Annotated in this window: 36 protein-coding genes; 11 read left to right on the forward strand and 25 right to left on the reverse strand. The window is 42.7% G+C overall.

The features are described 5' to 3' along the window. Positions 1 to 39 precede the first annotated feature (39 nt). The 3 genes from CYLST_RS16050 (at position 40) to CYLST_RS16060 (ending at position 1,999) form a co-directional block, all read left to right on the forward strand. A complete protein-coding gene (locus tag CYLST_RS16050) occupies positions 40 to 834 on the forward strand; it encodes a Tab2/Atab2 family RNA-binding protein (RefSeq protein WP_015208776.1) in 795 nt (264 codons plus the stop codon). 588 nt (positions 835 to 1,422) lie between these two features. Further along, a complete protein-coding gene (mazE, locus tag CYLST_RS16055; RefSeq protein WP_015208777.1) occupies positions 1,423 to 1,653 on the forward strand; it encodes a type II toxin-antitoxin system MazE family antitoxin in 231 nt (76 codons plus the stop codon). Beyond that, positions 1,640 to 1,999: a type II toxin-antitoxin system PemK/MazF family toxin gene (locus CYLST_RS16060; protein WP_015208778.1), complete on the forward strand. Its 360-nt coding sequence runs from the start codon at positions 1,640 to 1,642 to the stop codon at positions 1,997 to 1,999. The genes mazE and CYLST_RS16060 overlap by 14 nt, the downstream gene beginning before the upstream one ends. 5 nt (positions 2,000 to 2,004) lie before the next feature. Here the strand turns inward: CYLST_RS16060 and CYLST_RS16065 are convergent, their stop codons facing one another. Both CYLST_RS16065 and CYLST_RS16070 read right to left on the reverse strand, forming a co-directional pair. After that, a complete protein-coding gene (locus CYLST_RS16065; RefSeq protein WP_015208779.1) occupies positions 2,005 to 2,322 on the reverse strand; it encodes a DNA cytosine methyltransferase in 318 nt (105 codons plus the stop codon). 108 nt (positions 2,323 to 2,430) lie between these two features. Further along, on the reverse strand, positions 2,431 to 2,715 hold the full coding sequence (locus CYLST_RS16070; protein WP_015208780.1) for a DUF2470 domain-containing protein: 285 nt from the start codon (positions 2,713 to 2,715) through the stop codon (positions 2,431 to 2,433). Positions 2,716 to 2,978: 263 nt separating this feature from the next. Between CYLST_RS16070 and CYLST_RS16075 the strand changes: the two genes are divergently transcribed. Continuing rightward, on the forward strand, positions 2,979 to 3,740 hold the full coding sequence (locus CYLST_RS16075; protein WP_015208781.1) for a metallophosphoesterase family protein: 762 nt from the start codon (positions 2,979 to 2,981) through the stop codon (positions 3,738 to 3,740). A 41-nt stretch (positions 3,741 to 3,781) separates the two neighbouring features. Here the strand turns inward: CYLST_RS16075 and CYLST_RS16080 are convergent, their stop codons facing one another. Then, positions 3,782 to 4,660: a M48 family metallopeptidase gene (locus tag CYLST_RS16080; RefSeq protein WP_015208782.1), complete on the reverse strand. Its 879-nt coding sequence runs from the start codon at positions 4,658 to 4,660 to the stop codon at positions 3,782 to 3,784. A gap of 371 nt (positions 4,661 to 5,031) precedes the next feature. Between CYLST_RS16080 and CYLST_RS16085 the strand changes: the two genes are divergently transcribed. Then, the gene (locus CYLST_RS16085) at positions 5,032 to 5,565 is read left to right on the forward strand and encodes a DUF4330 domain-containing protein (RefSeq protein ID WP_015208783.1); all 534 of its coding nucleotides are present in this window, start codon (positions 5,032 to 5,034) and stop codon (positions 5,563 to 5,565) included. Positions 5,566 to 5,634: 69 nt separating this feature from the next. Here the strand turns inward: CYLST_RS16085 and CYLST_RS16090 are convergent, their stop codons facing one another. After that, the gene (locus CYLST_RS16090) at positions 5,635 to 6,534 is read right to left on the reverse strand and encodes an alpha/beta fold hydrolase (RefSeq protein ID WP_015208784.1); all 900 of its coding nucleotides are present in this window, start codon (positions 6,532 to 6,534) and stop codon (positions 5,635 to 5,637) included. Between the two features lie 74 nt (positions 6,535 to 6,608). Between CYLST_RS16090 and CYLST_RS16095 the strand changes: the two genes are divergently transcribed. Both CYLST_RS16095 and CYLST_RS16100 read left to right on the forward strand, forming a co-directional pair. Further along, entirely contained in the window at positions 6,609 to 6,875 is a 267-nt protein-coding gene (locus CYLST_RS16095; protein ID WP_051056125.1) for a hypothetical protein, read from the forward strand. 248 nt (positions 6,876 to 7,123) lie between these two features. Beyond that, positions 7,124 to 7,891: a hypothetical protein gene (locus CYLST_RS16100; protein WP_015208785.1), complete on the forward strand. Its 768-nt coding sequence runs from the start codon at positions 7,124 to 7,126 to the stop codon at positions 7,889 to 7,891. A gap of 22 nt (positions 7,892 to 7,913) precedes the next feature. On the opposite strand, the gene CYLST_RS16105 is transcribed toward CYLST_RS16100, so the two are convergent. From CYLST_RS16105 to CYLST_RS16170, 17 genes are all read right to left on the reverse strand, one after another. Continuing rightward, a complete protein-coding gene (locus CYLST_RS16105) occupies positions 7,914 to 8,363 on the reverse strand; it encodes a hypothetical protein (RefSeq protein ID WP_015208786.1) in 450 nt (149 codons plus the stop codon). A gap of 306 nt (positions 8,364 to 8,669) precedes the next feature. Continuing rightward, on the reverse strand, positions 8,670 to 9,128 hold the full coding sequence (locus tag CYLST_RS16110; RefSeq protein WP_041233132.1) for a hypothetical protein: 459 nt from the start codon (positions 9,126 to 9,128) through the stop codon (positions 8,670 to 8,672). Positions 9,129 to 9,201: 73 nt separating this feature from the next. Further along, positions 9,202 to 9,543 (reverse strand): hypothetical protein, encoded by a 342-nt coding sequence (locus CYLST_RS16115; protein WP_015208788.1) that lies wholly within the window; start codon positions 9,541 to 9,543, stop codon positions 9,202 to 9,204. Between the two features lie 116 nt (positions 9,544 to 9,659). Then, a complete protein-coding gene (locus CYLST_RS16120; RefSeq protein WP_015208789.1) occupies positions 9,660 to 10,073 on the reverse strand; it encodes a hypothetical protein in 414 nt (137 codons plus the stop codon). Further along, positions 10,070 to 10,378, reverse strand: a complete 309-nt coding sequence (locus CYLST_RS16125) for a hypothetical protein (RefSeq protein ID WP_015208790.1) — start codon at positions 10,376 to 10,378, stop codon at positions 10,070 to 10,072. The genes CYLST_RS16120 and CYLST_RS16125 overlap by 4 nt, the downstream gene beginning before the upstream one ends. Positions 10,379 to 10,381: 3 nt before the next feature. Further along, a complete protein-coding gene (locus CYLST_RS16130) occupies positions 10,382 to 10,909 on the reverse strand; it encodes an eCIS core domain-containing protein (RefSeq protein WP_015208791.1) in 528 nt (175 codons plus the stop codon). Positions 10,910 to 10,998: 89 nt separating this feature from the next. Then, a complete protein-coding gene (locus tag CYLST_RS34580; protein WP_157162593.1) occupies positions 10,999 to 11,145 on the reverse strand; it encodes a hypothetical protein in 147 nt (48 codons plus the stop codon). A gap of 73 nt (positions 11,146 to 11,218) precedes the next feature. Beyond that, positions 11,219 to 11,479, reverse strand: coding sequence for a hypothetical protein (locus tag CYLST_RS16135; RefSeq protein WP_015208792.1), 261 nt, complete (start codon positions 11,477 to 11,479; stop codon positions 11,219 to 11,221). A 29-nt stretch (positions 11,480 to 11,508) separates the two neighbouring features. After that, complete coding sequence (locus tag CYLST_RS32320) at positions 11,509 to 13,110, reverse strand: eCIS core domain-containing protein (RefSeq protein WP_015208793.1); 1,602 nt, start codon at positions 13,108 to 13,110, stop codon at positions 11,509 to 11,511. 117 nt (positions 13,111 to 13,227) lie between these two features. Next, positions 13,228 to 13,365 carry a hypothetical protein gene (locus CYLST_RS34585; protein WP_157162594.1) on the reverse strand — a complete coding sequence of 46 codons (138 nt, stop codon included), beginning with the start codon at positions 13,363 to 13,365 and terminating at the stop codon, positions 13,228 to 13,230. 173 nt (positions 13,366 to 13,538) lie between these two features. Further along, positions 13,539 to 13,931 (reverse strand): DUF6156 family protein, encoded by a 393-nt coding sequence (locus tag CYLST_RS16145; RefSeq protein WP_015208794.1) that lies wholly within the window; start codon positions 13,929 to 13,931, stop codon positions 13,539 to 13,541. Positions 13,932 to 13,954: 23 nt separating this feature from the next. Beyond that, positions 13,955 to 15,277, reverse strand: a complete 1,323-nt coding sequence (locus CYLST_RS32325; RefSeq protein ID WP_015208795.1) for an eCIS core domain-containing protein — start codon at positions 15,275 to 15,277, stop codon at positions 13,955 to 13,957. A gap of 44 nt (positions 15,278 to 15,321) precedes the next feature. Beyond that, positions 15,322 to 15,474: a hypothetical protein gene (locus CYLST_RS34590; RefSeq protein ID WP_157162595.1), complete on the reverse strand. Its 153-nt coding sequence runs from the start codon at positions 15,472 to 15,474 to the stop codon at positions 15,322 to 15,324. Between the two features lie 267 nt (positions 15,475 to 15,741). Next, entirely contained in the window at positions 15,742 to 16,224 is a 483-nt protein-coding gene (locus CYLST_RS16155) for a hypothetical protein (protein WP_015208796.1), read from the reverse strand. 63 nt (positions 16,225 to 16,287) lie between these two features. Beyond that, positions 16,288 to 17,097: a hypothetical protein gene (locus CYLST_RS16160; RefSeq protein ID WP_157162596.1), complete on the reverse strand. Its 810-nt coding sequence runs from the start codon at positions 17,095 to 17,097 to the stop codon at positions 16,288 to 16,290. Between the two features lie 81 nt (positions 17,098 to 17,178). Next, positions 17,179 to 17,472, reverse strand: coding sequence for a hypothetical protein (locus CYLST_RS16165; protein WP_015208798.1), 294 nt, complete (start codon positions 17,470 to 17,472; stop codon positions 17,179 to 17,181). Further along, positions 17,448 to 17,672: a hypothetical protein gene (locus CYLST_RS16170; RefSeq protein WP_015208799.1), complete on the reverse strand. Its 225-nt coding sequence runs from the start codon at positions 17,670 to 17,672 to the stop codon at positions 17,448 to 17,450. Before CYLST_RS16170 ends, CYLST_RS16165 begins: the two co-directional genes overlap by 25 nt. A 33-nt stretch (positions 17,673 to 17,705) precedes the next feature. Between CYLST_RS16170 and CYLST_RS34595 the strand changes: the two genes are divergently transcribed. Continuing rightward, positions 17,706 to 17,867 carry a hypothetical protein gene (locus tag CYLST_RS34595; protein ID WP_157162597.1) on the forward strand — a complete coding sequence of 54 codons (162 nt, stop codon included), beginning with the start codon at positions 17,706 to 17,708 and terminating at the stop codon, positions 17,865 to 17,867. Between the two features lie 70 nt (positions 17,868 to 17,937). On the opposite strand, the gene CYLST_RS16175 is transcribed toward CYLST_RS34595, so the two are convergent. The 3 genes from CYLST_RS16175 to CYLST_RS16185 all read right to left on the reverse strand — a co-directional run bounded on the left by CYLST_RS16175 (position 17,938) and on the right by CYLST_RS16185 (position 20,296). Then, on the reverse strand, positions 17,938 to 18,555 hold the full coding sequence (locus tag CYLST_RS16175; RefSeq protein WP_015208800.1) for a hypothetical protein: 618 nt from the start codon (positions 18,553 to 18,555) through the stop codon (positions 17,938 to 17,940). Positions 18,556 to 18,633: 78 nt separating this feature from the next. Continuing rightward, positions 18,634 to 19,380 (reverse strand): cell division ATP-binding protein FtsE, encoded by a 747-nt coding sequence (gene ftsE / locus CYLST_RS16180; protein ID WP_015208801.1) that lies wholly within the window; start codon positions 19,378 to 19,380, stop codon positions 18,634 to 18,636. Positions 19,381 to 19,543: 163 nt separating this feature from the next. Beyond that, positions 19,544 to 20,296 carry a WecB/TagA/CpsF family glycosyltransferase gene (locus CYLST_RS16185; protein ID WP_015208803.1) on the reverse strand — a complete coding sequence of 251 codons (753 nt, stop codon included), beginning with the start codon at positions 20,294 to 20,296 and terminating at the stop codon, positions 19,544 to 19,546. A 425-nt stretch (positions 20,297 to 20,721) separates the two neighbouring features. Here CYLST_RS16185 and CYLST_RS16190 point away from each other — a divergent pair, with 425 nt between their 5' ends. The 3 genes from CYLST_RS16190 (at position 20,722) to CYLST_RS16200 (ending at position 23,734) form a co-directional block, all read left to right on the forward strand. Further along, positions 20,722 to 21,441: a response regulator gene (locus tag CYLST_RS16190; RefSeq protein WP_015208804.1), complete on the forward strand. Its 720-nt coding sequence runs from the start codon at positions 20,722 to 20,724 to the stop codon at positions 21,439 to 21,441. A 190-nt stretch (positions 21,442 to 21,631) separates the two neighbouring features. After that, positions 21,632 to 23,305, forward strand: coding sequence for a SpoIIE family protein phosphatase (locus CYLST_RS16195; RefSeq protein WP_015208805.1), 1,674 nt, complete (start codon positions 21,632 to 21,634; stop codon positions 23,303 to 23,305). Between the two features lie 3 nt (positions 23,306 to 23,308). After that, the gene (locus CYLST_RS16200) at positions 23,309 to 23,734 is read left to right on the forward strand and encodes an ATP-binding protein (RefSeq protein WP_015208806.1); all 426 of its coding nucleotides are present in this window, start codon (positions 23,309 to 23,311) and stop codon (positions 23,732 to 23,734) included. 104 nt (positions 23,735 to 23,838) lie between these two features. Here CYLST_RS16200 and CYLST_RS16205 read toward each other — a convergent pair whose 3' ends face one another. Continuing rightward, positions 23,839 to 24,273: a nuclear transport factor 2 family protein gene (locus tag CYLST_RS16205; protein WP_015208807.1), complete on the reverse strand. Its 435-nt coding sequence runs from the start codon at positions 24,271 to 24,273 to the stop codon at positions 23,839 to 23,841. Between the last annotated feature and the right edge of the window lie 139 nt (positions 24,274 to 24,412).

The following is a 24,412-nucleotide window of genomic DNA, read 5'->3' on the forward strand; positions in this document are numbered from 1 at the left end:
GCTAATTTTTTTGATGTATTTGTTCATCTGTTTTAACTCATGACAATTTGGCAAGCTGATTTTTACAAGCGTCCGCAAAAGGATGCCACAGAACAAGTATTATGGGAGTTGTCGATTTGTGATCAGACTCGCAGCTTTGAATTTGCAGCTACCTGTCCCCAATCACAAGCAAATTCGACTTGGGTTGCTACACAACTTCAGCTAGCAGCTAATAAAAAATTGCCAGATGTAATTCAGGTGTTTCGTCCCCAGTCTTTGAATTTAATTGCCGCCGCTGGACGCACTTTAGGTATTAATGTCGAACCTAACCGCCGGACTTTGGCATTAAAACAGTGGTTGCAACAAAAGCAATTTCCCTTAGCTGTGGAAAAACCACCCCCAGCACCATTACCAGAAAATCTTTGGGGGGAAGAGTGGCGCTTTGCTAAACTCCCAGCAGGTGATATTGCAGATATTTTCACAGAACGCCCGATTCCCATTTTACAAGTACCAGAATTTCTTAAACCGATTAATCTCGGTTTGGCGTCAACGGTTTCCGTTCCTGGTGTGATAATTTATGGGGGACGGCAATCGATGCGTTTAGCGCGTTGGTTACAGGAAGCTGATCCTGTGGCGTTAAATTATATGTCTGGTGCGCCTGATGGCTTAATTTTAGAAGCGGGTTTGCAAGATAGGTGGATTGTGGCGACGTTTGACGATTCAGAAGTGACAGATGCCGCTAAGGTTTATGAACAGCGGAAACAGCAAAGTCGGGGATTGCATTTTTTGTTGGTGCAGCCTGATGATTCGGGGATGACTTACACCGGTTTTTGGCTGTTGCAGGCGGTAGATTGAACAGGAGGTTGACACTCCCCGGCATAAATGCACGGGGATTCTTGGTTCAACGAGACCACTTAAACTAGATTCCTTGCGTTATCTAGCCCAGAGGTGGGACTCTCCACGCCAGGTGCTTCAAGTCGGCAGAGCCGCCCAACGCACTGGCTCTCAAGCGTTAACTTTCCGGATGCCCTCCGGTAGTTGCATTGCTGCAAGTCCTGTTTGGTTTGAAACTTTCTCGTTTCAAAATTCTGAGTCGTCTAGTTCCTATGAATCTTTTACCTACTGCTAGGAGGAAACTAGAACAATGCAGTAGAACCGCATAGATTCAGTTGTCAAGGTACAGATTGCCGTTAGGCAGTTGGGTTTTTATACAGGTTTATTACCTTTCCTGTTAAAAACATTATAACCCAATAAGTCACTTGTCACTGGGGAATAAATCCCCCAAAAGGCTTTCATCCCCGACTTAAAAGAAATGACTTCATAAAAACTCTTTAGGTTTTTATGAAGTCATTTCGGGGTTTTCAGCCAACATTTTTATAAACTTGGCAAATTATAGTATGATTAAATAGTCATACTAATTAGTAACTCCGTAAGGTAATACAAATGATTAAAGCCACAATTACCTTAGAAGAAGCCAACCTCCGATTTGTAGATAAATACGCACAAGGTAACCGCAGTGCATACATCAATGCACTGCTGGCAGAACGTCGCCGCCAAACTTTGGAAGCAGAAATGATTGCAGCCCTCAAGCAGGATGCTGAAGATCCAGAATATCAGGCTGAAATTGCTGCTTGGGATCATGTTGTTGGAGATGGCATTAATGCCAGGGAGTAATTTAACTTACCGACGGGGAGAAATCCGTTGGGTTAACCTTGATCCAACAGTGGGGGCTGAAGCTTACAAAACCCGTAGTTGTTTGATTGTGCAAAATGACATTATGAATCAGTACGGATTGCTGACAATTGTCATGCCATTTCGACCGGGAAGCAAACAAGCCCCCTATGTTGTGAATGTGAAAGCAACATCAATTAATGGATTAGACCAAGATCGTTTTATTGATGTTGGTCAAATTCGTTCTGTTGATAATAGTCGTATTTTAGGTTTAACAGGTCTTCTTGAGGAAGAATACTGGGAACCCATTCACACAGCTTTAAATATAGTTTTGGGGTTTGTGGTTTAAGGATTTTAAGGAAATAGAAGCGAATTTAGAGGAAATATTGGGTCTCGCGTATCTCCGAAACCTGATTTTTTACCAGCATGAGAGAAAGACTGACAAGGAAACCCAGCTAATAAAATTTCAGGTTCTGATAGTTTATCTATTAGTCGAATATCGCCTAAAGGCTTGTGAGCAAAGTTATTTTTAGAAAATAATTGAGCGTCTGGATTTATTTCGCTACTTAAAACACATTCAGTCTCTATATTTAGGGAATTAGCCGCCTGTTCAATGGCTAATCTAATTCCCCCAAGTCCGGAAGAAAAATCAACAAACCGAATTTTAGGCATGGATATGAAGCTACGTTTAGTAATGAATAATTGGCACAACTAATTATTCATTACTAGCCTTTGGCAGTATGAATACACAAAAACATTGGAGTTTCATTGACGCGATTTCTACTTTGCCTTCACTCGCCCTTGCTTCACCATAGCAATTAGGGTTTGATGAGCATCTTCTGCATCTGCTAAAACATGATCAAACTGAATGCGGACTGGTATCGATTCTTCATTCACTTGTGCTGTTAAATTCATCCCCTCAGCATCAATTGACAGCATCTGTGCTGCTGTGGCATTTGTTACACCACCAAAAGCCTGGCTATAAAGAATTATGGCATCAGCGTGATCTTCATTCATATGCTTGCAGATGCGTGAGCTAATTTCAGCAGAAAATATATCAGACATTGTCAGCTTTAAAGTCGGTTATACAGGAATTGTCTAAATTTTAAGCTATCCCGGTAGAAATTTGTATATTTACCTGGGAGGCAGAAAAAGTCTCAGTCCATTATCCCCAGAGGCAACGGCAGGTTAATTTATGTTTTTGCAAATTAACCTGATTTTTACGATTAAAATTAAAATTATCAATATTTTTTTACCTTTCTTTTCGGAAACTAGAAAGATTAGACTGTAGCAGAAGTGTTCAGCTAAATTATTTAAGCTAAGAGCCGATGAGCGAAAATAGTTACCGTAGAATTGTCATTGGGGATGTACATGGTCACTACAAAGGTTTAATGGCATTGTTGGAGGCGATCGCCCCGACATCAGACGATCAAGTCTATTTTCTAGGAGACTTAATAGATCGCGGACCTCAAAGTTCACAGGTAGTAGAGTTTGTAAAGGAAAGTAACTACTCTTGTTTGCTAGGCAATCATGAGCAGATGTTATTAAGCATTTTGACGAATACAGAGAACTTTTCTTCAATTATGCAAGCATGGCTGTACAGTGGCGGGCAAGCAACCTTGGCGAGTTACCAAGCAGCCACGATTCCCCAAGAACATCTCGATTGGTTTAAGACTTTGCCCACATATCTGGACTTGGGGGATATTTGGTTAGCTCATGCAGGTGTTGATCCTGCTAAACCTGTGTCAGAACAAACCACCGATCAACTCTGCTGGATCCGCGATGAATTTCACAGCATTGAACAACCCTACTTCGCAGATAAGCTGATTATCGTTGGTCATACCATTACCTTTACCCTACCTGGTGTTACTGCTGGTAAACTGGCGCAAGGACAGGGGTGGCTAGACATCGATACTGGTGCTTATCATCCCCGGAGTGGCTGGTTGACTGGATTTGATGCCACAAATAACCTGGTTTATCAAGCTAACGTTTTTAGCGATCGCATCCGCACTCTGCCCAAAGATGAAGCAGTCATCGACATTGATCCCACCCAAGTTAAGATTAATCGCCGCCACAAGCAGCGAGCATAATCTCTCTCGATAATTGGCAGATGGGAAGACAATGGATATTTTTACTGCACAAATCTGCGGACGTTAGCTTGATAAGCAGTATTATCCAACCCATAACCCCCATTGCTAGGCTTGGCTTTAATCTGATTTTTGAGGGCTTTAATGCGATCGCCAGTTGCAGGGTGGGTACTCAAAAATGAGGGGCCAGAACCCTTACTGAGCAGCTTTGTCATAAACGAAACCATTCCAGATTGGGCATAACCAGAGCGTGTCAAAGCGGTTAAACCTCTTTTATCAGCATCAAATTCATCTTGACGACTGCGGGGACGGTTGAGCGCTAGGTCTACACCAATACCTACTACTTGATTCCGATTTAAACCTGTTACTGTGGCTACACCACTAGCGATGGATTTTTGCCGTATCTGTTCTATTAAGTGTTTTCCCTCAATATGACCCATTTCATGGGCGAGTACACTAGCTAGTTCTGCTTCATTGTCTGCGGTCTTCATCAAACCCGTGTTGACATAAACAAAGCCTCCCAGAGTGGCAAAAGCGTTAACAGCATCATCATCAACTACCTGGAAGGTATAGGGGAGATTGGGGCGACTGCTATTAGCTACTAAACGCCGCCCAATTTGCTCAACATAGCGATTTATCTCGGTATTGCGGTTAATTCGCACACCGTCGCCAAGCAATTCCTGATTCATCTGTTTGCCAATTCCAACTTCATCGCTCATCGATAAATTAGACAGTTGAATTATCTGCGATACTTGTGGAGCTATCTCTGCTCCCTTGCGTATAATCTGCCAGATGTCTATAGCCCTTGCCTGAAGGGGTGTACTCAGGCACAGACTCAGGGCGACGACTGCCGAAATTAATGGATAAAACCAGCGACGACGCCACAAACGGTAATTTGTCAAATAGCTTTTCCAATTGTTCATGATCCGGTTGTTCGATAATTGTGAGAGAACATTAAGTTAAGGGACGGATTTAGAGCTTTCTATGTTGCATTCTAAACTTAAGACCGAAGATGGGAGATCCTCCCTATGGGACTAAAGCATTCATTAGTGAAAATACTTATGCATTTGGCGCGATGGGGCATTTTTCAATTCAACCCAACTGGCTTTTTTCCCACAGCCACAACTCAGAGGTTTGGTTGCCAGCGCTCGGAACTTCCGCAGTCATGATAAACTGGCGCATAACTGCAACGCCCAGCCGCTTCGAGTTGTGCCCAAACAGGTAAAATTGCCGTTTCCCTGAAAAACATTGCTGCTACAATCAATTACTCCGCTCATATCTGGGAAAATTTGTTATGGCTATTTTAGATTCCAAAGGTCGCTTGTTTGGCAAAATTAACTTTCTCGATTTAGGTGCTGCCCTAGTAATTCTGCTAGTTATATTTGGCATTTTTCTCTTTCCGGGAACTTCCGGTTCAGTTGCCCAAATCGGTGAGGAAAAAGTACCTATTGAAGTAGATTTAGTAGTTCGTGGTTTGAATGTGCGTGACCCTGAGCAGTTATTCAAAAACGGATTAACAAAAGGCGGGAAAACTAATGTAATTATCCGCAATCAACCCCACGGGCAGATTGAAATTAAATCTATTAAACAGCTACCAAGAACAATAAATGTTACCCAACCTGATGGGACTGTTAAAGAATTGCCAGATCCCAAAACAAACAATTTTAGTACAGATTTACTTTTGACTTTAGACGGTAAAGCCCGAAAAACAGACAATGGATTAGTTCTTGGTAACAGTAAAGTAAAAATTGGTATGCCTTTTGAATTAGAAGGCTTCAATTACAGCTTTAACGCCACTGTTATCGATGTCAGAGAGAAAAACAAATAATATTATCTTTTTTTGAGCTTCTATTCCCCCATTGCCTGCCCGATGGGGGATATTTTTGATTATGATAACTTACTCATTAAGTAAGGGTAAAAATAGACGAATTAAGCCAATTGTCACTGCTGGTAATTCCAACTGTGGCGTTAACCCCACATCTTCCAACTGTTGAAAAAATCTGATTGCTTGGGGATTTAATTTGGCAAGGCGATGACCAACTTCAGGACCTGTAAATTGGGATTTTTGTCCCCAAATCATAGCAGTGGGAGTTGTCAACTGTTGAATGTATTGGGACAAATCAAAGCACAAGTCACCACGTACAAAGGATAGCGCCGCATACTCAGCATTTGGCTGCTGGGCAGATTGTAGATAAGCCTCAACAATTTCCTGGTATACTCGATTAGATTGAGCAAATTGCCGTTGCTCCAAGAAGCTGCGAATACCCCCCTCGGTAGCAACTCCAGTGCTATACAACAAGCGGTCAACAATGGGAACGCTGATTAACTGGGCAAAAAAGCTGCGGGAGTAGTCTTCACCAAAGTCAGAAAGTCCAGCGGGAGTGGTGAGAATTAAAGACTTGAATAAATTGGGATGAGTAAGAGCCAACCGAATTGTCAACGCTGCTGTCAGGGAAGATGCAATCACCGTCACTGGCGCTGTACAAGTCTGCTCAATAAACTCCCGAATTGTCGTCAAATAATCTTCAATCTGATAATTTCGTGCCGGATGTTCAGATCTACCCCAACCGATCAAATCTGGTGCAATCACCCGATATTCGGCGGCAAAAGCAGGATAGACTTTCGACCATTCATAAGCCGAAGACCCACCACCAAACCCGTGCAAAAATACCAAAGTTTCTCGTTCGGTTTTGGCGGTGATATTATCCTCCCAAGGTGAGCCAGAAGCAGTATAGTATGTAATTCTACCTAAAGAGGTATTTATGGAGCGTTGCTCAAATCCCAGTGGCTGAAACATAAGTATTTTTTTGCACTCGTGTCATTAATTTGGATGTGTAACACTTGCATAAATCGGTCACGGTTACTAATTAAGTGGAAACAAATCATCCTTGTTTATTAATTATCGGCGAACCAATAACTCCAAAACCTCCTACCACCGTCAGATCCGTAGGCAATCGCTGGAAAGCGATCGCCAACTGCTTACCCAATCAGCACTACCAGCCGCTAGTGAAAGCTAATTTTGACTCAAAGTTGCCCCCCAATGCTTTATTATCTGTAGCGGCAGAGAACATCAAAAGCATTACCTTCTGGGCCTTTAATGGTCAATTCACCCTTGATAACCTTCGTTTTGGTTTTTAGCTCAAAATCCTCAAAACTCAACCACAAAAGCGCTCTGCATCTGCCCAGCCCAGGTACTCTGGTAGAGTAGACTGATGAATCACACCCCTAGTTACGGGAAAGGAACGAGGTTGGAAGTTGGAAGTGTGAAATTTCTGCCTTCACCCTAGACTTTAGCTAGCAAGCCTTTTGGTTGCCTATTCTTTCCTGTTCTTAGGCAAAAATTATATATTTTAGACAGTCGAATTGTAATTAAGTAGGTAAACACTGTGGCACAGGCTTCGTCTTCTTGGCGGCAATTGATCAACCAGCTCCCCAACTGGTCGCTTCCAGAGATTAAGACAGTTCGCCCAAAACAGCGAAATTTAAAGCGTTTCTCTGAACCTGGGGGCGTTCTTGGGTTCCTGACAATCGTCGTTGCTATGCTGTTATGGAACTGGAAACTGCTGCTGGCTCTAGGAATTGGCATTGGGGTGATGGTATTAGCTTACTCAATGCAGAAGTGGGACTGGCAAAAACGCTTGTTCGACATTCGCAGGTTTTTAACTGGTTCCAACCGTCGGTTAGCCTTAGCAGTCGGTAGTGGCGGTATTGCCACTCTCAGTACTTACATGGCAGCTACAATCTGGGTTGACTCCAACAGCCCTTGGATTGCCGTTGGTGTGATTGTCCAAGGTGTCGGGATGCTGTTAACTCTAGTCTTGTTGGTGTGGCAAATCTTCAGCCTTTACGGCAGCCAAGAGGAAGACCACATCGATCAGTTGTTAGTCAATTTAACAGAAACAGATCCCTTAAAGCGTTTACTTGCCGTGCGTCAACTAACTAAATTCATCACCCGGAAGCAAGTTGATGTTTCAGTGCAGCAAGATGTTATCGAATGCTTGCGACTCCTACTGTGTCGGGAAGAGGAAGCAGTGATTCGAGAAGCAGTTTTCAACAGTTTACAGGCCCTTGAGCGCTTGCATGTTCTACCATCCAGCACTACAGCGGCTTTTACATCTGTACCAACAAAAGTTAAGGCTCGAATTTTAGCTTAGTGAAGTTTTGCAATGCTTCCATCTATTTTAGACTAGCAAATTTAGCACCATTGATAGGCAATAGCCGTGGTCGTTTTTCCAAACCATAACTCTGAACTACAAGACGTTCTCCCACTGTCGGTAGCCGTTTAAGATAGTTAACAACTTCAGTTTCTCTACCTTGAAGTAAAATCGGAGATTCCAATTCTATTCCAGCACCAGCATCATCGACACTCTCCACTTTCATCTGGATTTGCACCATGTATTTGGGATGTCTGCCACTCTTGTCTACATTTGTCTTGTGTAGACGCATCACCTCACCGGTAACTGTGATTGTCCATCCTTCTTGTACTGTGGCATCTACCATCTTATTTCCAGAAGAATCTGCCCGATTTAAATTGCACCCGACAGATGCTACCACCACAATCAAATCAATCCAGAGTAGAATTGTGTGTTGCATACCGAAAAAGAAAAACTTTCGTAGAGTTTTCATCAGGCTCTGCTGGAAATTAAAAATTGCGATCGCATGAATAAGGTGCGGATGGGCATTTTGCAAATTAAGTAGTTCACCGAGTACATATAAACCAGTATTTTGGTTTGCAATCGATTAAATGTATGATCAACTGGTGCGATCGCAAGAAGGCGGGGCGTAGCCCATCGCTGGAGAGCGGGCGCTCCGCACCATCGCGTAGTGTATAGAAAGCAATCACTGTTATTGCCGCATCCTACACAGATTGTAGAGGCAATTCATAAATTGCCTCTACGGGAAATCAAAAACCGCAAAGTATTGGAATGCAGACTATTTATCGACTGTCCATGTAGAATTCTCTAAAATATAACTATCCCCTTTGATGCCATGACTCTGTTCGCCATTTGGGCCAACCTCAGGATTTGGGGCGAGTTTCCGGAGACGAAGTACACCAGTCACCACAATCGACTTCCCCAAAATCTTACTTTCCCATTCGCTGATTCCATCTATGTATATGGGTGTGTTGTCGCTTGTCTTAACAATCGCGCCGAGCATAGCATTTCTTGCACTACCATTAATGGTGACGCGTTCGTTGATCTTTGCTTCATACATTAAATCTTCTGCCGTATCCTTTTTCCCTTTGCTCGTTTTCATCTCACCCATGTTTTCAGCCCTGGCTTTATCTGGGTTTGCTGATGGAAATTGTGTAAGTGTACACGCTGTTAAGATGAGCGTTGAGGTAATACCGAAAAAGAAAAATTTCCGCAACATATTGCGCTTTGACTGCATACTACATCTTTTTTTGTGTATCTGTCTGATCTGCCTACTAACTTATTACAAGTGATCATAACAATGGCTTTTTTTATTGCTCATAACGTTTTGAAATAATTTCACCAGTTGAGCCTGAAATTATATAGTGAGGTCCGCCTCCTTGTAATTCTTGATTTATCAGATCGTAATCAATGTACCAATTATTCTGTTTTAATTCAGTCTTTACCTTATAAAGGCTTATATCTCTATATACTGCTGATGCGTCTTTCTCTGCGATTGCAAGTGCTTGCTCTTTAGCAATCTCTGAAGACTGCTCCGAAATTTTTCTATACGACTCATTATTTACTCTTTGTTCCCCTTTTACTTGTTTGACACAAGATAATAACACAGGAAAAACTAAGAACACCATTAATATACAGCAAGCTTTCTTCATAAAAAACTGTCTTCCTCATTTAGAAAACAAGTTAGCGATCGCCACTTGTTTGTCGGCAAAATAAAAATGTGCGATCGCCTCATAAAGGAGCACTCCGCGCCATCGCACAACCAGCTTTACAGTTTCATCAGTTCCACAACTGTTTTCTTGACTTCATCAGTTTCGACGTAAATCTTGAAGCCAACACCGGTTTCAGTTGCCGGTCCTCCTTGTACATAACTGATGTCTACTATCCACAGCATTTCTACTCTTTCAGAATCCAAGCGAGATATATTAACGCTGAATGCTGGCTCTAGAGGTTCAAAATTGAATTCTTCTATTTTCTGGCTTGCTATATCGGATAACCCAGATTGCCATCGCTCTATGCATTCTACACTCAGCGTATGCTCGAATTCCACTAACTTATTCCCTTTTTCATCGAGAACCAAAGCCATTTTATAGGGTCGCCAACCTTCGCTGTTTTTTTCTTGTATCAATATCTCGATCTGCAACGGGGCATACTCAGAAAAGCAGTTCGCAAACTTAATCATAAAATTCCTCTTCTCTCTGGACTGACACTGACATCTTGATCTTCCAGCTTAGTTTTTTTCTTCCACCTAGACTTTGGTCCTGTCCGTTGATAACAAGTGGTAACAGTACCATCTGGCTTGATGCATACTGCCACTTCTGTACTACTATCCCAACGTACAGTGCCACCATAGTCTGGATCAACATACACTTCGCCGTGTTGATATGCCGCGTCCACTTCTGCCTCTCTAATCCCTCGATTTTGAGCTTGATCTTTGAGATGTCGTGTAGAGTTGGCTGGCCAGAGTTGAAAGACTTTCGATTGCACCTGCTAATTTGTGGGTTGTCGTTTAGATTCATCCATGACTTTCGTTTCCCGATTAAGTTGTACACCACCTGTCTGCTGCACAACATGAGTCAACTCATGGGCAATCAACTCCTGTCCTCCCTTACTTCCAGGATTATATTCTCCACTTCTAAAGAACAAATCCTGACCTGTGGTAAACGCCCGTGCCTGAATTGATTGATTTAACTGATCAGATTTACTATCTGTGTGAATCTTCACCCCACTGAAGTCAGCCCCAAAAGCTTTTTCCATCGGTTCCCTAACATTTTCCGCTAGTGGCTGTCCGCTACCCTTTGCCTGTTGAATAGATTCTTCTACATCTGGCGTGGCAGCTGTGCCGCCCTCACTAGAAACTCGCTGCACCATTGATTTAGCTTGAACAGGTTCTTCCTCTTCCGGTGTCTGGCGCTGGATAGTCTTTTCATACTTCCAGCCAAGTATAGGCGATGGGCAACGGCACCCGCTCCCGCGATGGCGCTTTGCGCCATCGCGTAGTGTATCAAAGGCGATCACTGTTATTGCCGCATCCTACATAGATTGTAGAGGCAATTCATAAATTGCCTCTACGGGAAATGCAAAACCGCAAAGTATCGGGATGCAGACTATTTATCGACTGTCCATGTAGAATTATCTAAAACATAACTATCCCCTTTGATGCCATGACTCTGTTCGCCATTTGGGCCAACCTCAGGATCTGGGGCGAGTTTCCGGCGACGAAGTACACCAGTCACCACAATCGACTTCCCCAAAATGTTACTTTCCCAATCGCTGATTCCATCTATGTATATGAATGATTGCTTCTTGGAGTTTTTCCGTGATTGATTATGTCTCTAATATTCCCGCTTTTTTTAATTGCTCATGCGGCTCCCAGTCTTGCGGTGACGGTGTAGACTGACTCCACCATTTGGCTCCTTGTTGCAACCAATTTTGCCGCAGTTCCTCTATGGAACACTCATCATCATCATGACCAAACTCTACTCCACAGGAGGGACATATCTCATATGATGCTGTCCCATCCTCTCCATATGGAGGTTCTTGCAGTTGGTCATATCCACATACTGGGCATAAATACACGGCTGTCATCTCCCTAATTTTTCATCTGTTTGACTTTTTCACTTGATTTGATTGTCAAAATACGGTTTCCCTTTTGATGGTACGAACATGGACAATATATTCGTTCCATCCGTGACTACAAACTGTCCAGTTGCATTCTTCCAATAATAGGTCTTACTACCCTTTGTACCTGTTTCATCATAACCACCATTCACGATATTTATAGCCGCTTGCTCATATGTAGCACTGTCTGCATATGAATCTCCAGCATCATTCTGCGTTGTCACATGCTTTTGATAATGGCTATCCAAGAAACTCTGATCTTTAAACTCTCCCGGCTTACCTGCACATTGGACTGTGGATTTGTCGGGAGAGGATAGAACTTGGGAGAGCGAAGAACTTTGCAATAATTGGTTTCCACTCTGCTGCACAACATGAGTCAACTCATGGGCAATCAACTCCTGTCCTCCCTTACTTCCAGGATTATATTCTCCACCTCTAAAGAATAAATCCTGACCTGTTGTAAACGCCCTAGCCTGAATTGATTGATTCAATTGGTCAGATTTACTATCTGTGTGAATCTTCACCCCACTGAAGTCAGCCCCAAAAGCTTTTTCCATCGGTTCCCGAACATTTTCTGCCAGTGGCTGTCCGCTACCCTTTGCCCCTTGAATGGATTCTTCAATATCTGGTGTGGCAGCTGTGCCACCCTCACTAGAAAGACGTTGCACCATTGATTTGGCTTGAACAGGTTCTTCCTCTTCCGGAGTTTGACGCTGGATAGTCTCAGAAAGAGATTTGGCTTGCACCTCTTCCTCTTCCGGAGTTTGACGCTGGATAGTCTCAGAAAGAGATTTGGCTTGAACAGGTTCTTCCTCTTCCGGAGTTTGACGCTGGATAGTCTCAGAAAGAGCTTTGGCTTGCACCTCTTCCTCTTCCGGAGTTTGACGCTGGATAGTCTCAGAAAGAGATTTGGCTTGAACAGGTTCTTCCTCTTCTGGTGTTTGGCGCTGGATAGTCTCAGAAAGAGATTTGGCTTGAACAGGTTCTTCCTCTTCTGGTGTTTGACGCTGGATAGTCTCAGAAAGAGATTTGGCTTGAACAGGTTCTTCCTCTTCTGGTGTTTGACGCTGGATAGTCTCAGAAAGAGATTTGGCTTGAACAGGTTCTTCCTCTTCTGGTGTTTGGCGCTGGATAGTCTCAGAAAGAGATTTGGCTTGAACAGGTTCTTCCTCTTCTGGTGTTTGGCGCTGGATAGTCTCAGAAAGAGATTTGGCTTGAACAGGTTCTTCCTCTTCCGGAGTTTGACGCTGGACACTTTGACTCTCAGGCGCACTAATCCGCTGCACTACTTCGTGCGCCATTTTGTCTGCTTCTTGCTCATACTTGTCCCCAGGCTGACCAATGGAGAGTTTCATCTGAATTCTCGGTGTCTTTGCTGGTGTTGAACGAGGTGCAAGTTTCACTCCATCGAGGAAACTATGACCAACTTCCTTTAATCCTTCAGCTTTAGCCTGTGCATCTGGTGTTTGGTCTTGTACTGGCAAGACTTCCTCAGTTTTCGGCTGAACGACAAAGCGACGCGGCGCGAATTGATTCGCCGCAGGTCTGTCAGAGGAGTTGGAAGAACTTTTAGCTGTTCTGTGTTCTCTGCTATACATTTATTTAATCCACAAAATATTTTTGTCCGAGCGATGATGCTTAACTATTCTTTCAACATCGCTTGTATTAATTTTGGCACACCCTTGCACAGCTTAGGTAGCATTCGCCACTTTTTTTCATACTTCGAGACAAGTATAGGCGATGGCGCAAAGCGATCGCTCAAAGAGCGATGGGCTACGCCCCGCCTTCTTGCGATCGCACATTGCACTTGTATTAAGAAATAAATTAGCGATCGCCACTTTTTCTATTAGCAAAATAAAAATGTGCGCTCGCCTCCGGCAGGCGCTTTGCGCCATCGCTAACGGCGGGCGCAAAGCGCCATTATCTTGTACGTAACGATCCCCTTCTTTCGTAGTAAAGATTTTTTATTTGGCTGTGACATTTATCACAAGGTATTGATGAGGAATCAGTTGCACTTTGATAAAGACTACTTGATTATATTTCCTCTACGATCAAAGTTTTGAATTATTTGTGAACCATCAGCTTTATTCATGCTCCTGGTTTTCAACTTCCCGTTATCCCAGTAGACATATTGATCTTGCCACTCTAACTTAGCATCCAAGTATTTTTCAAAGCGTTCTAACTGTTTACTACTGTTGTAGTACCCAATATAATACGACCGACGCTTTTCTGCTTCCTCCTGAGAAATAGGTTCTTCAGGTACAAAAGGAATTTGGTAAGATTTCCAGCTTCCAAAATAAGTAGCAGAGTTATTTGTGCTGTTTGTCATTCTGCTGTTAAGGTTTGGTGAAGGTATACATCCAGACAAATTAGGTGATGCGATCGCCATCATTACTAATAATGTAATCGGTAATAACATTGTGTTGGCTAATTTGTAGATTTTTACGATTCTTTAATCCCTATAGTGTTCATCAATGACTTCTGGAAGGTATGACAATTTTGACCGAATCCAAATGTCCATCGCCACTGTCCACTGTAACTAGAGGCAAAACTGCGAATGTCTGCCTTAATTGCTGCATTCGTCTTAGATCCTGTGTATACAGGATGAAACTGTTCGGCAGAATCTCCGTGGTGCGGATCTTTTGTTGAAGAGCCACCAAAGGAGGTCATACCATTCAATTCACCTTCCACGCCAAACAATGTACCCTTTAGTCCTACATGATACTTCGGCCACCACCCATAGCTCTCACCACCGTCTATTTCTGTCCACCAATGACCATACTTATCATCTCCAGTGAGCTGAATATGTTTTCGCTTCATAGTAATGAAGTCTAATGTCCGTGATGTTCCTGCACCCATCTTGCCTTTGCGCTGTACCGCACCCGTCTGCTGGACAACATGAGTCAACTCATGGGCAATCAACTCCTGTCCTCCCTTACTTCCAGGGTTGTATTCTCCACCTCTAAAGAATAAATCCTGACCTGTGGTAAACGCCCGTGCCTGAATTGATTGATTCAACTGATCAGATTTACTATCTGTGTGCACCTTCACACCACTGAAGTCAGCCCCAAAAGCTTTTTCCATCGGTTCCCGGACATTTTCCGCTAGTGGCTGTCCGCTACCCTTTGCTTGTTGAATAGATTCTTCTATATCCGGTGTGGCAGCTGTGCCGCCCTCACTAGAAACTCGCTGCACCATTGATTTGGCTTGAACAGGTTCTTCCTCTTCCGGTGTCTGGCGCTGGATAGTCTCAGATAAAGATTTGGCTTGTACCTCTTCCTCTTCCGGTGTCTGGCGCTGGATAGTCTCAGATAAAGATTTGGCTTGTACCTCTTCCTCTTCTGGTGTTTGACGCTGAATAGTCTCAGACAGAGATTTGGCTTGAACAGGTTCTTCCTCTTCTGGTGTTTGGCGCTGGACACTTTCACTCTCAGGCGCACTAATCCGCTGTACTACATCCTGCGCCATTTTGTCTGCTTCTTGCTCATACTTGTCTCCAGGCTGACCAATGGAGAGTTTCATCTGAATTCTCGGCGTCTTTGCTGGTGTTGAACGAGGTGCAAGTTTCACGCCATCGAGGAAACTATGACCAACTTCCTTTAATCTTTCAGCTTTAGCCTGTGCATCTGGTGTTTGGTCTTGTACTGGCGAGACTTCCTCAGTTTTCGGCTGAACGACAAAGCGACGCGGCGCGAATTGATTCGCCGCAGGTCTGTCAGAGGAGTTGGAAGAACTTTTAGCTGTTCTGTGTTCTCTGCTATACATTTATTTAATCCACAAAATATTTTTGTCCGAGCGATGATGCTTAACTATTCTTTCAACATCGCTTGTATTAATTTTGGCACACCCTTGCACAGCTTAGGTAGCATTCGCCACTTTTTTTCATACTTCGAGACAAGTATAGGCGATCGCTTGTAATATTTCTGATTCTCCCCATCCACCGGCATTTCTCTATCAATCAAGCTCAATCTCCATCGTCATCAAGACGGAGACTCGATGAAAATTCTGCTCTCCTCACCCAGATGCGGCTGTTTAATGAGTTCGTGGACTTTCAAAACCGTAAAAGGCCATTTGCTGACCGCGGCTTTCTTATTTACTGTTTGGTTGTAGACGGATAACTTTGAAACCTTGAGGATCACTTAAAGGTATATATACATTACCAGATGGATCTATTTCTAACTTACTTGGAGATCCTACTTGTGATTCTATCGGCAATAAATCTTGATTAACTAGATCAAAGGGAAACCATTAACATCTGTTTTTTTCAAAGATGTAGTTGTCTGTAACTTTCCGTCCAAAGAATAGACAAATAGAGTTCCGCCTTGACGCTCAGTTTCACCTGCATAGAAATAAAACATTGACGTTTTGTCAACGCTTACCAAGCGAGGTGTATCTTCTTTAATGGGCAGTTGTTCTTCTGGCAATTTAAAGGAGATTGTTTGGATTTTTTTACCTGAATAGTCGTAGTGCTCAACTTTAAGAATAACCACATTATTTACTACATCTGCACGGCTGCATACAAAAATATGATTATCTTCTTCTCTAACGAAAATTCCATGAATTTCTTGTTTCCACTCAACTTCACCTGTTGGTGATAAGCGAACTATCCCATCATAAATACGGGGGTAAATATTACCTTTGGCATCAACACCAGCTAGATTATGTAAATATTGAATTTTTGATTCAATAACTTCTCGTTTATCACTGGTCAAACTGCGTTTAATTAAAACGTGTCTATTACCTGAAGCATCATCTAAAAGACGAATAAAATAAACTTATTTAGCAGAACTAATCGTCAATTTATCAGAAGGTTCATCCCAGTTATAAACAGCAAGTATCTCCCCAGTAGCAACATCAAAACTAGCTAATCCTTGTTTAGGAGAGCGCACTGGTAAATATAGGGAATTTTCATCAGGAGCAATCAAAGATTCAAATTTACCCGCAAAACTAGGAAAATCCAATTTTTGATAATTTAGTTCACCTTGTTTTACCCATATATCCTTACCTTGACTATTTATTCTACGCAGTCGATGTGATAATTTATGTTGGTTTGTCTCCAAAATCTCCAATAGATAAATACCATTTTGGTGATCAGGATAAAAATCAACAATATCCCACCTATCTATACTGTTGGCGTTCACACTCAAATCTAATTGATCTATAAAATTGCCCTGAGAATTGAAACGCATAACTCTATATTTTCGTTCATCTGGTTCAGTCTCTTGAGGAACTTCAAAAAGTATATATAAATTTTTATTTTTATCAAGACGTATGCTATATACAGGACGAATCATCCGTCTTGACTTGGTTATGAATTTACCTGATAATGGCATATTTTCATAAGGTCTTTGAGGTATTGATTTGATATCATTTCCCCAAGGAATTGACCAAGTGAGTTTGGGAATGTAGTTTAGTTGTATAGATGATTCTTTATTGCTTATTTGAGGTATGACTGAATTGCTAGACTTAGGCACATTTGTATTTAATTTTTGCTTTTGCTCATAGCTTCCAGATAAGCAAAAAATTAGAAGACTGAGACAAATAAATGATCTTTGTGGGTAATAAATCACTTGATAACTTGCCAAAATTTATGCTATGACATCAAGATAGAAGCAGGGAATTCAATATTTTACTTTCTTTCCTAGTCTACCTAAGCAGGCTTTATATTACCAAGGTGCTGGAGCAAATTTTACTGGCTTTATCGGTTTACTTACATCTTCTAATATAGTGTCTTGCATGACACCAGATTTATCAGGAATGACCCATAAACTGAGAACCTGATGTCTTCCGTTACCATCTTCTGTACCTTTATAAATCACTACATGATTGAGTCCATTGATAAAGATAATATTTCCGGCTGGAATATTACCTTTTCTAATACCTGTATTTTTATCAAAAGGAATGTCCTGAGCCTTGCCATAATTTAGCTTATCTTTTAACACTTCATAATAGGCATCCACACCTGCCTATCGAGAAAACTATGACCAACTTCCTTTAATTCTTCCGCTTTAGCCTGTGCATCTGGTGTTTGGTCTTGTACTGGCGAGACTTCCTCAGTTTTCGGCTGAACGACAAAGCGACGCGGCGCGAATTGATTCGCCGCAGGTCTGTCAGAGGAGTTGGAAGAACTTTTAGCTGTTCTGTGTTCTCTGATATACATTTATTTAATCCACGAAATATTTTTGTACTAGCGATGATGCTTCACTATTCTCTCAACACCGCTTATATTAATTTTGGCACACCCTTGCAAGGACTAGGTAGCATTCGCCAGTTTTTTTCATACTTCGAGACAAGTATAGGCGATCGCGAACCCGAACAGCGTGTGCTTTGCACTCAGTGCTGCTGCTTTCAGTAGATCGCACATTACATTTCTCAGTCTCATCATCCAAGAGCACTTCTCTATCAATGATGATCAATCTCCATCATCACAGAGAGGAAGACTCGATGAAAACTCTGATCTGCTCACCCTGCTCCGGCTGTTTAATTAGTTCGTGAACTTTCAGAACAGTAAAAGGCCATTTGCTGACCTCTGCTTTATTTTCTCCTGGCAAGGGGTGGTCTGGTAAATCTAACTCAAGCAGTGAACCCCAATAACCTTCAAGCCATACACCACAGGAATTTGAATTCTTTGGGCAGATATTTCTCAACCGAGACAACAGTGATATGCCCATGCTAGTGTCATCCAGAGATAAAAAGATTGCATCTTTGTCAAGGTCTGTATCAGAAGTGCCAACGAAAGCATTACCGATGGCGAGTCGATACGAATCTTTAAAGCGAATCACCACTGGGAGTCGAAGTTGCTTTCTTGAACCAGAAGTTGTCTTGACTTGGTGGTTGAGCCAATCTAGCAGCACACTAAATGGCTTAATTGTGAGTTCAGGGGTGAAATTTACCCGATTTGTTGGTTTCTTGAGTGTCGTAATTGGTTTTTCCGTTTTGTTTAATTCTGAGATTAAAGGAATTGAGCTAGTGTGTCCACTTGTTGAATCTTGATACCCCAAGATAAGCACAATAATCAAACTAATCAAATTAGCCGCTTTCATCCAAAAGTCCTATGTCTGTAGAAGTCGCTTTCTTGATCCAGATGTTTGAGGACTGTTGATAATTGGTGTAGTCCTAGACTATTTTCGATAAAGCCGTCCATTGCGGACTTGCACCACTGGTTTATTGCACCGCCGCACCAGTTGTTCATCATGGGTAGTTACAATTACCGTTGCCCCAAAAGAATTTAACTTCTGGAGAATCTGCATCACTTGCCAGGAATTATCAGGATCGAGGTTTCCCGTAGGCTCATCTGCTAATAGCAGCGGTGGCGTTCCCACAATTGCCCGCGCAATACTCACCCGCTGCTGCTCTCCCCCAGAAAGTTGATCGGGAAAGCTATCAGCTTTGGACAATAAACCCACCAACTTTAAAGTTGGTTGTAAACGCCGTTGAATTTCCTTGCGAGTAAACCCTTGGGCTTGCAGCACAAAAGTGATGTTTTCCGCTACTGTCCGCTGGGGGATGAGTTTGTAGTCTTGAAAGACAATGCCGATGCGACGGCGCAATAACGATAAGCGATCGCCTCGCAAAGCCGCCACATCCAATTCGTCAACAATCACTTCTCCCTGTGTAGGTAATTCCTCCCCATACAGCAGTTTCAAAAGCGTAGATTTACCAGAACCACTTGGGCCTGTGATAAACAGAAATTCTCCCTGTTTGATCTCTATGCTCACATCTAATAGAGCATCATAGCCATTAGTATAAGTTTTTGTGACAGCACGTAATTGCACCATTGCCGCTGTCTGACTACTGTGATGTTTAGGTTCTCCATTCTCTCTGTGAACAGATTTGTCAGTATTTTCCTGAGTTGTTGATATCGGCATTACTAAATTTTCCTCACGCCCACAACCAAAAGTCTCCCCAAAATAAGGATTCCCAGGTTATGCCTGGGAATATCAAATCCAAAAAAGAAAATTTAAATTTTCTAGAAGCCCCAAGTGCCAAGTACGTATTATTACTTAGCCATCAAGACTCAGCAATCGAAACTCAGCTGACACCCCTTGCCGTCAAGCGATAAACAAAGGCTTTTACAGCAAACTCAGGCAAAGCCAACATCCGCCGCCAACGCCAAGGTTCTTGATAAAGCCGATACAGCCATTCCAAATTGTTATTTCCCAACCAAGCAGGAGCGCGAGTTTTCGTTCCTGACCAAATATCGAAACTACCACCAACGCCAATCCAAATCGCTTGGGGACACAAATGACGGTTTTCGGCAATCCATAATTCTTGACGTGGCACTCCCAAGCCCACAAAAATCACTTGTGGCTGTAATTCGGCCAGAGTTTGCCGCAATTGTTCTTCTTCTTCTGGAGAATGGTAGCCAGAGTGAGTACCTGCGATCCTCAAACCAGGAGCTTGCTGCTGCCATAACTCTGCCGCATTTGCAGCTACTCCAGGCGCTCCTCCATAGAAAAATACCTTTGCGTCGGTCGAATGTTGCCCAAGTTTTCGTAACAAGTTTTCAGCTAGTTCAATTCCGGGAAAACGTTGTACTTTTTGCCACAACAGCCATTGCAAATACAAAACAACCCCTGCTCCATCTGGAATCACTAGTTCAGCATTTTGAATGACCTTAGCTAGAGATATATTCCGCTCTGCCTGCATTGTCATTTCGGCATTCAGCGTTACCACATGAGTTCCTCTGCCTTGTTGCAGGCATTCTAGCAACCAGTCTGGATAATTTGTCATTACATGAACTGGTAACCCCAACACTGAAAACACTTTAGGCGGTTTAAACATAGCCTATTCTTGATTAGACTCAGACCGGATTTTCTCGAACGTTTAGTTTATCAAATTTTCTCTGAAGAAGGATTAGTGGATGCCAAGATGCACTCTCAGTTACGGGGATTCACAGTGCAGCGGCAAAGCTGCAATTGTTGTTATCCTAAGAAAACAGATCCAAGCCCAACTGGCTAGAAAACAGTGAGTGATTAATTTTAGTAGAAATATTTATACATTAATTCTTAAGGTAATACAATAGATAGTCTTCGGTTATGGCATCAGTTAGACAAAAGGTTAAAGCATTCACAATACCAGCTTTCAAAACTGCAAAAAGGTTCATTTAAAGCATAAGTTAGCTGGCTGAAAGAAAAATCTCTCTCCTTGAACGATAGGACGCGGTGGGAGGGTCAAAGTTAAGGTAGTGTAACGGGTAGAAGTTGGCTATGAGTAAAATTCGGATTGCTCTGATTGAAGATCATGACCTCACCCGTGTGGGTATTCGGACAGCACTACTGCAAAAGGAGGAAATTGAAGTTGTAGGGGAAGCTGCCAATGCTGCTGAGGGGCTAAAAATGTTAAAAAACCTACAACCAGATATTGCAATTGTAGATATTGGTTTACCAGATAAGGACGGTATTGAACTGACAAGGGAACTGAAATCTACTAACGGTGGCCAAGACTTAAGTACAAAGGTGTTAATTTTGACACTACAGGATAACAAGGAAGCGGTATTGGCAGCTTTTGCTGCCGGAGCAGATTCCTACTGTATGAAGGATATCAAGTTCGATAATTTGCTGGAAGCAGTGCGAGTAACTTACAATGGCAACGCTTGGATCGATCCAGCGATCGCTCGGATTGTATTGCAACAAGCCCAACAAAATCCGCAAAAATTAGCTCCAGTATCATCAGATACAAGAAAATCTATTTTTAATCCGGAATCGGCGGAGAATCAGCAGGTTATTGACCTTTACACCCTTACAGAAAGGGAGCTAGAAGTGTTACAGTTGATAGTCGAAGGTTGTAGCAATGCGGTAATTGCGGAACGACTTTACATCACAGTTGGGACTGTAAAAACTCACGTCCGCAATATTCTGAATAAGCTAAGTGCTGATGACCGTACTCAAGCAGCAGTCCGCGCCTTGCGTTCTGGGATAGTGGGATAGGTTTATTTGTGGACTGTATCAATCCTTGAGGAGACGCTCGTGAAATTTACAACTTTGAGAAAGTTATAGGTTCAAAATAGGTGGCTTCTATTTAGTGATTACTAAATGATTAGTTTTTGTTTTTTGTTTCTCAGGCGGGATCAATTTTGCGTTATCTTGCCATTTAAGTATCTGAAAATTAAAGTCAAATATGACTGAGACAGAGATAATCAAACTGAAGCTGATGGTGGTAGATGACGAGCCAGATAACTTAGATTTACTCTACCGTACCTTTAGGCGAGATTTTAAAGTATATAAAGCAAGCCATGCCCTAGAAGCCTTGAAAATTTTAGACCGAGAAGGCGAGATGGCTGTGATTATCTCTGACCAAAGAATGCCAGACATGAACGGTACTGAATTCCTCAGTCTGACAGTGGAGCGTTTTCCTGATACTATTCGGATTTTGCTGACTGGTTTCACAGATGTCGAAGATCTGGTGGATGCGATTAACTCTGGCCAGGTTTTCAAGTACATCACTAAACCCTGGAGTCCTGACAGGCTTAAGGCATTAGTAGGACAAGCTACTGATACATATCGCGTAGTTAAGAAACGCACACAGGAACTGCGTCGCGCCCTGCGGCGAGAATCTCTATTTAATGCGGTGACAACGGCAATTCGGGAGCCTCTGGACTACGACAGTATGCTACAAAAGATTGTAGCAACCATCGGACGAACCTTTGCAGCTACTAATTGCTTGCTCAGACCGATAGAAGGCGATCGCCTGACACAAGATCAGTTTTCCTATCAAGATCCAAAATCTCAGGCATCCAGTCAGGCATTCAACCCCAATGCTTTAATTGAAAAAGTTTTCCAAACCCGTAATTATCAACTTACTCAAGATACACATGATGGCAATCCCTGCCATTACCTAGTTGTGCCGCTTACCTACCAGCAACATCTGCTGGCTGTTATGGCCCTCTACCAGTGGGGAAGTGAACATCCCTGGCAAGAAGAAGACATCCAACTGATCACAGGTGTTACTGAACAAGCAGCCTTAGCCCTCTCCCAGGCAAAACTTTATCAACGTCTCCAAGAGAAGCAACAGCAAATTCGGGCTGAGTTGGAGGTGGCCCGCCAAATTCAAAACAACCTGCTCCGCCAAAGTTTACCTGATATCAAAGGTGCAAAAGTGCAAGCTTGCTGTTACCCGGCGCGGGAAGTGGGAGGGGACTTTTTTGAAGTGTTTGTCCATCCCAAAGGCGACTTGTGGATAGCAGTAGGTGACGTTTCCGGTAAAGGGGTTCCCGCTGCTTTATTCATGGCTAGTGCTATTTCGGTATTGCGCCGGGAATTGTCTCAAGAAGTGCCAGCCGAGCCGAATGTGATCATGCAAAATCTCAATTATGCTCTAGCAGATGACTTAATCAGCAACAATTACTTTATAACTCTGGTCATAGCATCTTATACCCCCAGTACAAAAGAACTCGTCTACGCTAATGCAGGTCATATCTATCCCCTCCTTTGGTCACGCCAAGCAACTGTTGGTGACCAGCCCAATTACCTCAAAGTCCGCAGTGTTCCCTTGGGGATTTTGCCTAAGTGGCAGGCAAAATCTGGGCGGTTAATTCTGACTGCTGGAGACACACTATTGCTAGCCAGTGACGGAATTACAGAAGCGATGGTATCAAATGACTTGTATTTAGCTACGAAAACCGAGGCTAGCGTTCAGCCAGTTAAGCGTTCTATGCTGAATCAGGAAGGTCTTTGGCAACTGTTACAACAAGCAGACCAACCACTTTGTCTTAACCATTTATTAGCTCGTATCCAGGCAGATAACTATATTCAAGAAGATGACCAAACTATACTCTCGCTGGAGGTTTTGTAAGTAATGAAAAGTGAGCTTCACGTACCAAGTGACTTGAATTTTTTAAACATAGTTGAAAGTTGGTTGTTGGGATGCTTGAAAATCCAACTAGGAGAATCCGTGGATTGGTCACGGCAATCAAGTCGTTTGCGACTGGCGTTGGTGGAAGCATACACTAACGCAGTACGTCATGCCCACAAAGACAAGCCAAATTTGCCAATCTTACTGCGTTTGGAACTAAAAGACCGGGATCTGGCTATAGAAGTTTGGGACTATGGCGAAGGCTTCGATATGTCTACCTACTTTCCACCAAATCCTGTAGAGAAACAAGAAGGTGGTTATGGTTGGCTGATTATGAATCGTTTGATGGATAAGGTAGAGTACCAGTTGCAGGTTAATGGTGCTAACTGTCTTAAGCTAGAAGCGACTCTACCAGAGCTAGTTAATTGAAAAACCCTTGATGAGAAATCAGGGGATTTTTGGTTCTATGAGGCTGCTTGCTCAAGATGTATTTTTAATTAAACTAGAACGCAGCGTGATCACCAAGTTGTTTGTTATTTTCTCGGCGGATGCAAAGCAAGTAACTTTTGGGGAGAGGCTAAAAGTTTGATTTTGGTGTAAATAATTTGCCCTGTTTGGTTGAGGTTAAACAACCACAGAACATTAACACTACACCAAGAAGTTTGGACTTTACCTGTCACTTGGACGAGTAAGTGGTCGTTTGCCAAGTTTTCAACTATTGCTTGGCGAGGATCAGCTTTAATGTTTTGGGCTTCTTGTTGTAGGTAGGCAGCGATCGCCTCAGTCCCCACAATCCCAGATTCAAATGGTGGATGCATTACGCCATCCCTGGCGAATAGAGCGGCAGTTGCTGCAAATTCTCCGGCGTTTAAAGTGACAAAATAATCCAGGATGCTGGGCTCTATAATTCCTTCAATCTGGAGTTCTGGGCTTGGTGGTGTTTGGGGCGCAAATTCAGTAGCTGTCATTGACTTACCTACATAGTGCTAGCTGAACATCTATTTCACGACAAAATCAGGGAAAAAGAAAGGCGCTTTTGAGATATTCCTGATGATGGAAGCCTTAAACAATTCAAAATTCAAAATTCAAAATTCAACCGACACCCAA

The sequence above is a fragment of the Cylindrospermum stagnale PCC 7417 genome (assembly GCF_000317535.1).
Taxonomy (GTDB): Bacteria; Cyanobacteriota; Cyanobacteriia; order Cyanobacteriales; family Nostocaceae; genus Cylindrospermum; species Cylindrospermum stagnale.

Bases quoted from the DNA above. Each gene is read 5' to 3' on its own strand.
- CYLST_RS16050 (WP_015208776.1), top strand. From the start codon at position 40: ATGACAATTTGGCAAGCTGATTTTTACAAGCGTCCGCAAAAGGATGCC.
- mazE (WP_015208777.1), top strand. From the start codon at position 1,423: ATGATTAAAGCCACAATTACCTTAGAAGAAGCCAACCTCCGATTTGTA.
- CYLST_RS16060 (WP_015208778.1), top strand. From the start codon at position 1,640: ATGCCAGGGAGTAATTTAACTTACCGACGGGGAGAAATCCGTTGGGTT.
- CYLST_RS16065 (WP_015208779.1), bottom strand. From the start codon at position 2,322: ATGCCTAAAATTCGGTTTGTTGATTTTTCTTCCGGACTTGGGGGAATT.
- CYLST_RS16070 (WP_015208780.1), bottom strand. From the start codon at position 2,715: ATGTCTGATATATTTTCTGCTGAAATTAGCTCACGCATCTGCAAGCAT.
- CYLST_RS16075 (WP_015208781.1), top strand. From the start codon at position 2,979: ATGAGCGAAAATAGTTACCGTAGAATTGTCATTGGGGATGTACATGGT.
- CYLST_RS16080 (WP_015208782.1), bottom strand. From the start codon at position 4,660: ATGAACAATTGGAAAAGCTATTTGACAAATTACCGTTTGTGGCGTCGT.
- CYLST_RS16085 (WP_015208783.1), top strand. From the start codon at position 5,032: ATGGCTATTTTAGATTCCAAAGGTCGCTTGTTTGGCAAAATTAACTTT.
- CYLST_RS16090 (WP_015208784.1), bottom strand. From the start codon at position 6,534: ATGTTTCAGCCACTGGGATTTGAGCAACGCTCCATAAATACCTCTTTA.
- CYLST_RS16105 (WP_015208786.1), bottom strand. From the start codon at position 8,363: ATGAAAACTCTACGAAAGTTTTTCTTTTTCGGTATGCAACACACAATT.
- CYLST_RS16110 (WP_041233132.1), bottom strand. From the start codon at position 9,128: ATGCAGTCAAAGCGCAATATGTTGCGGAAATTTTTCTTTTTCGGTATT.
- CYLST_RS16115 (WP_015208788.1), bottom strand. From the start codon at position 9,543: ATGAAGAAAGCTTGCTGTATATTAATGGTGTTCTTAGTTTTTCCTGTG.
- CYLST_RS16120 (WP_015208789.1), bottom strand. From the start codon at position 10,073: ATGATTAAGTTTGCGAACTGCTTTTCTGAGTATGCCCCGTTGCAGATC.
- CYLST_RS16135 (WP_015208792.1), bottom strand. From the start codon at position 11,479: ATGACAGCCGTGTATTTATGCCCAGTATGTGGATATGACCAACTGCAA.
- CYLST_RS32320 (WP_015208793.1), bottom strand. From the start codon at position 13,110: ATGTATAGCAGAGAACACAGAACAGCTAAAAGTTCTTCCAACTCCTCT.
- CYLST_RS16145 (WP_015208794.1), bottom strand. From the start codon at position 13,931: ATGTTATTACCGATTACATTATTAGTAATGATGGCGATCGCATCACCT.
- CYLST_RS32325 (WP_015208795.1), bottom strand. From the start codon at position 15,277: ATGTATAGCAGAGAACACAGAACAGCTAAAAGTTCTTCCAACTCCTCT.
- CYLST_RS16170 (WP_015208799.1), bottom strand. From the start codon at position 17,672: ATGTATATCAGAGAACACAGAACAGCTAAAAGTTCTTCCAACTCCTCT.
- CYLST_RS34595 (WP_157162597.1), top strand. From the start codon at position 17,706: ATGATGCTTCACTATTCTCTCAACACCGCTTATATTAATTTTGGCACA.
- CYLST_RS16175 (WP_015208800.1), bottom strand. From the start codon at position 18,555: ATGAAAGCGGCTAATTTGATTAGTTTGATTATTGTGCTTATCTTGGGG.
- ftsE (WP_015208801.1), bottom strand. From the start codon at position 19,380: ATGCCGATATCAACAACTCAGGAAAATACTGACAAATCTGTTCACAGA.
- CYLST_RS16185 (WP_015208803.1), bottom strand. From the start codon at position 20,296: ATGTTTAAACCGCCTAAAGTGTTTTCAGTGTTGGGGTTACCAGTTCAT.
- CYLST_RS16190 (WP_015208804.1), top strand. From the start codon at position 20,722: ATGAGTAAAATTCGGATTGCTCTGATTGAAGATCATGACCTCACCCGT.
- CYLST_RS16195 (WP_015208805.1), top strand. From the start codon at position 21,632: ATGACTGAGACAGAGATAATCAAACTGAAGCTGATGGTGGTAGATGAC.
- CYLST_RS16200 (WP_015208806.1), top strand. From the start codon at position 23,309: ATGAAAAGTGAGCTTCACGTACCAAGTGACTTGAATTTTTTAAACATA.
- CYLST_RS16205 (WP_015208807.1), bottom strand. From the start codon at position 24,273: ATGACAGCTACTGAATTTGCGCCCCAAACACCACCAAGCCCAGAACTC.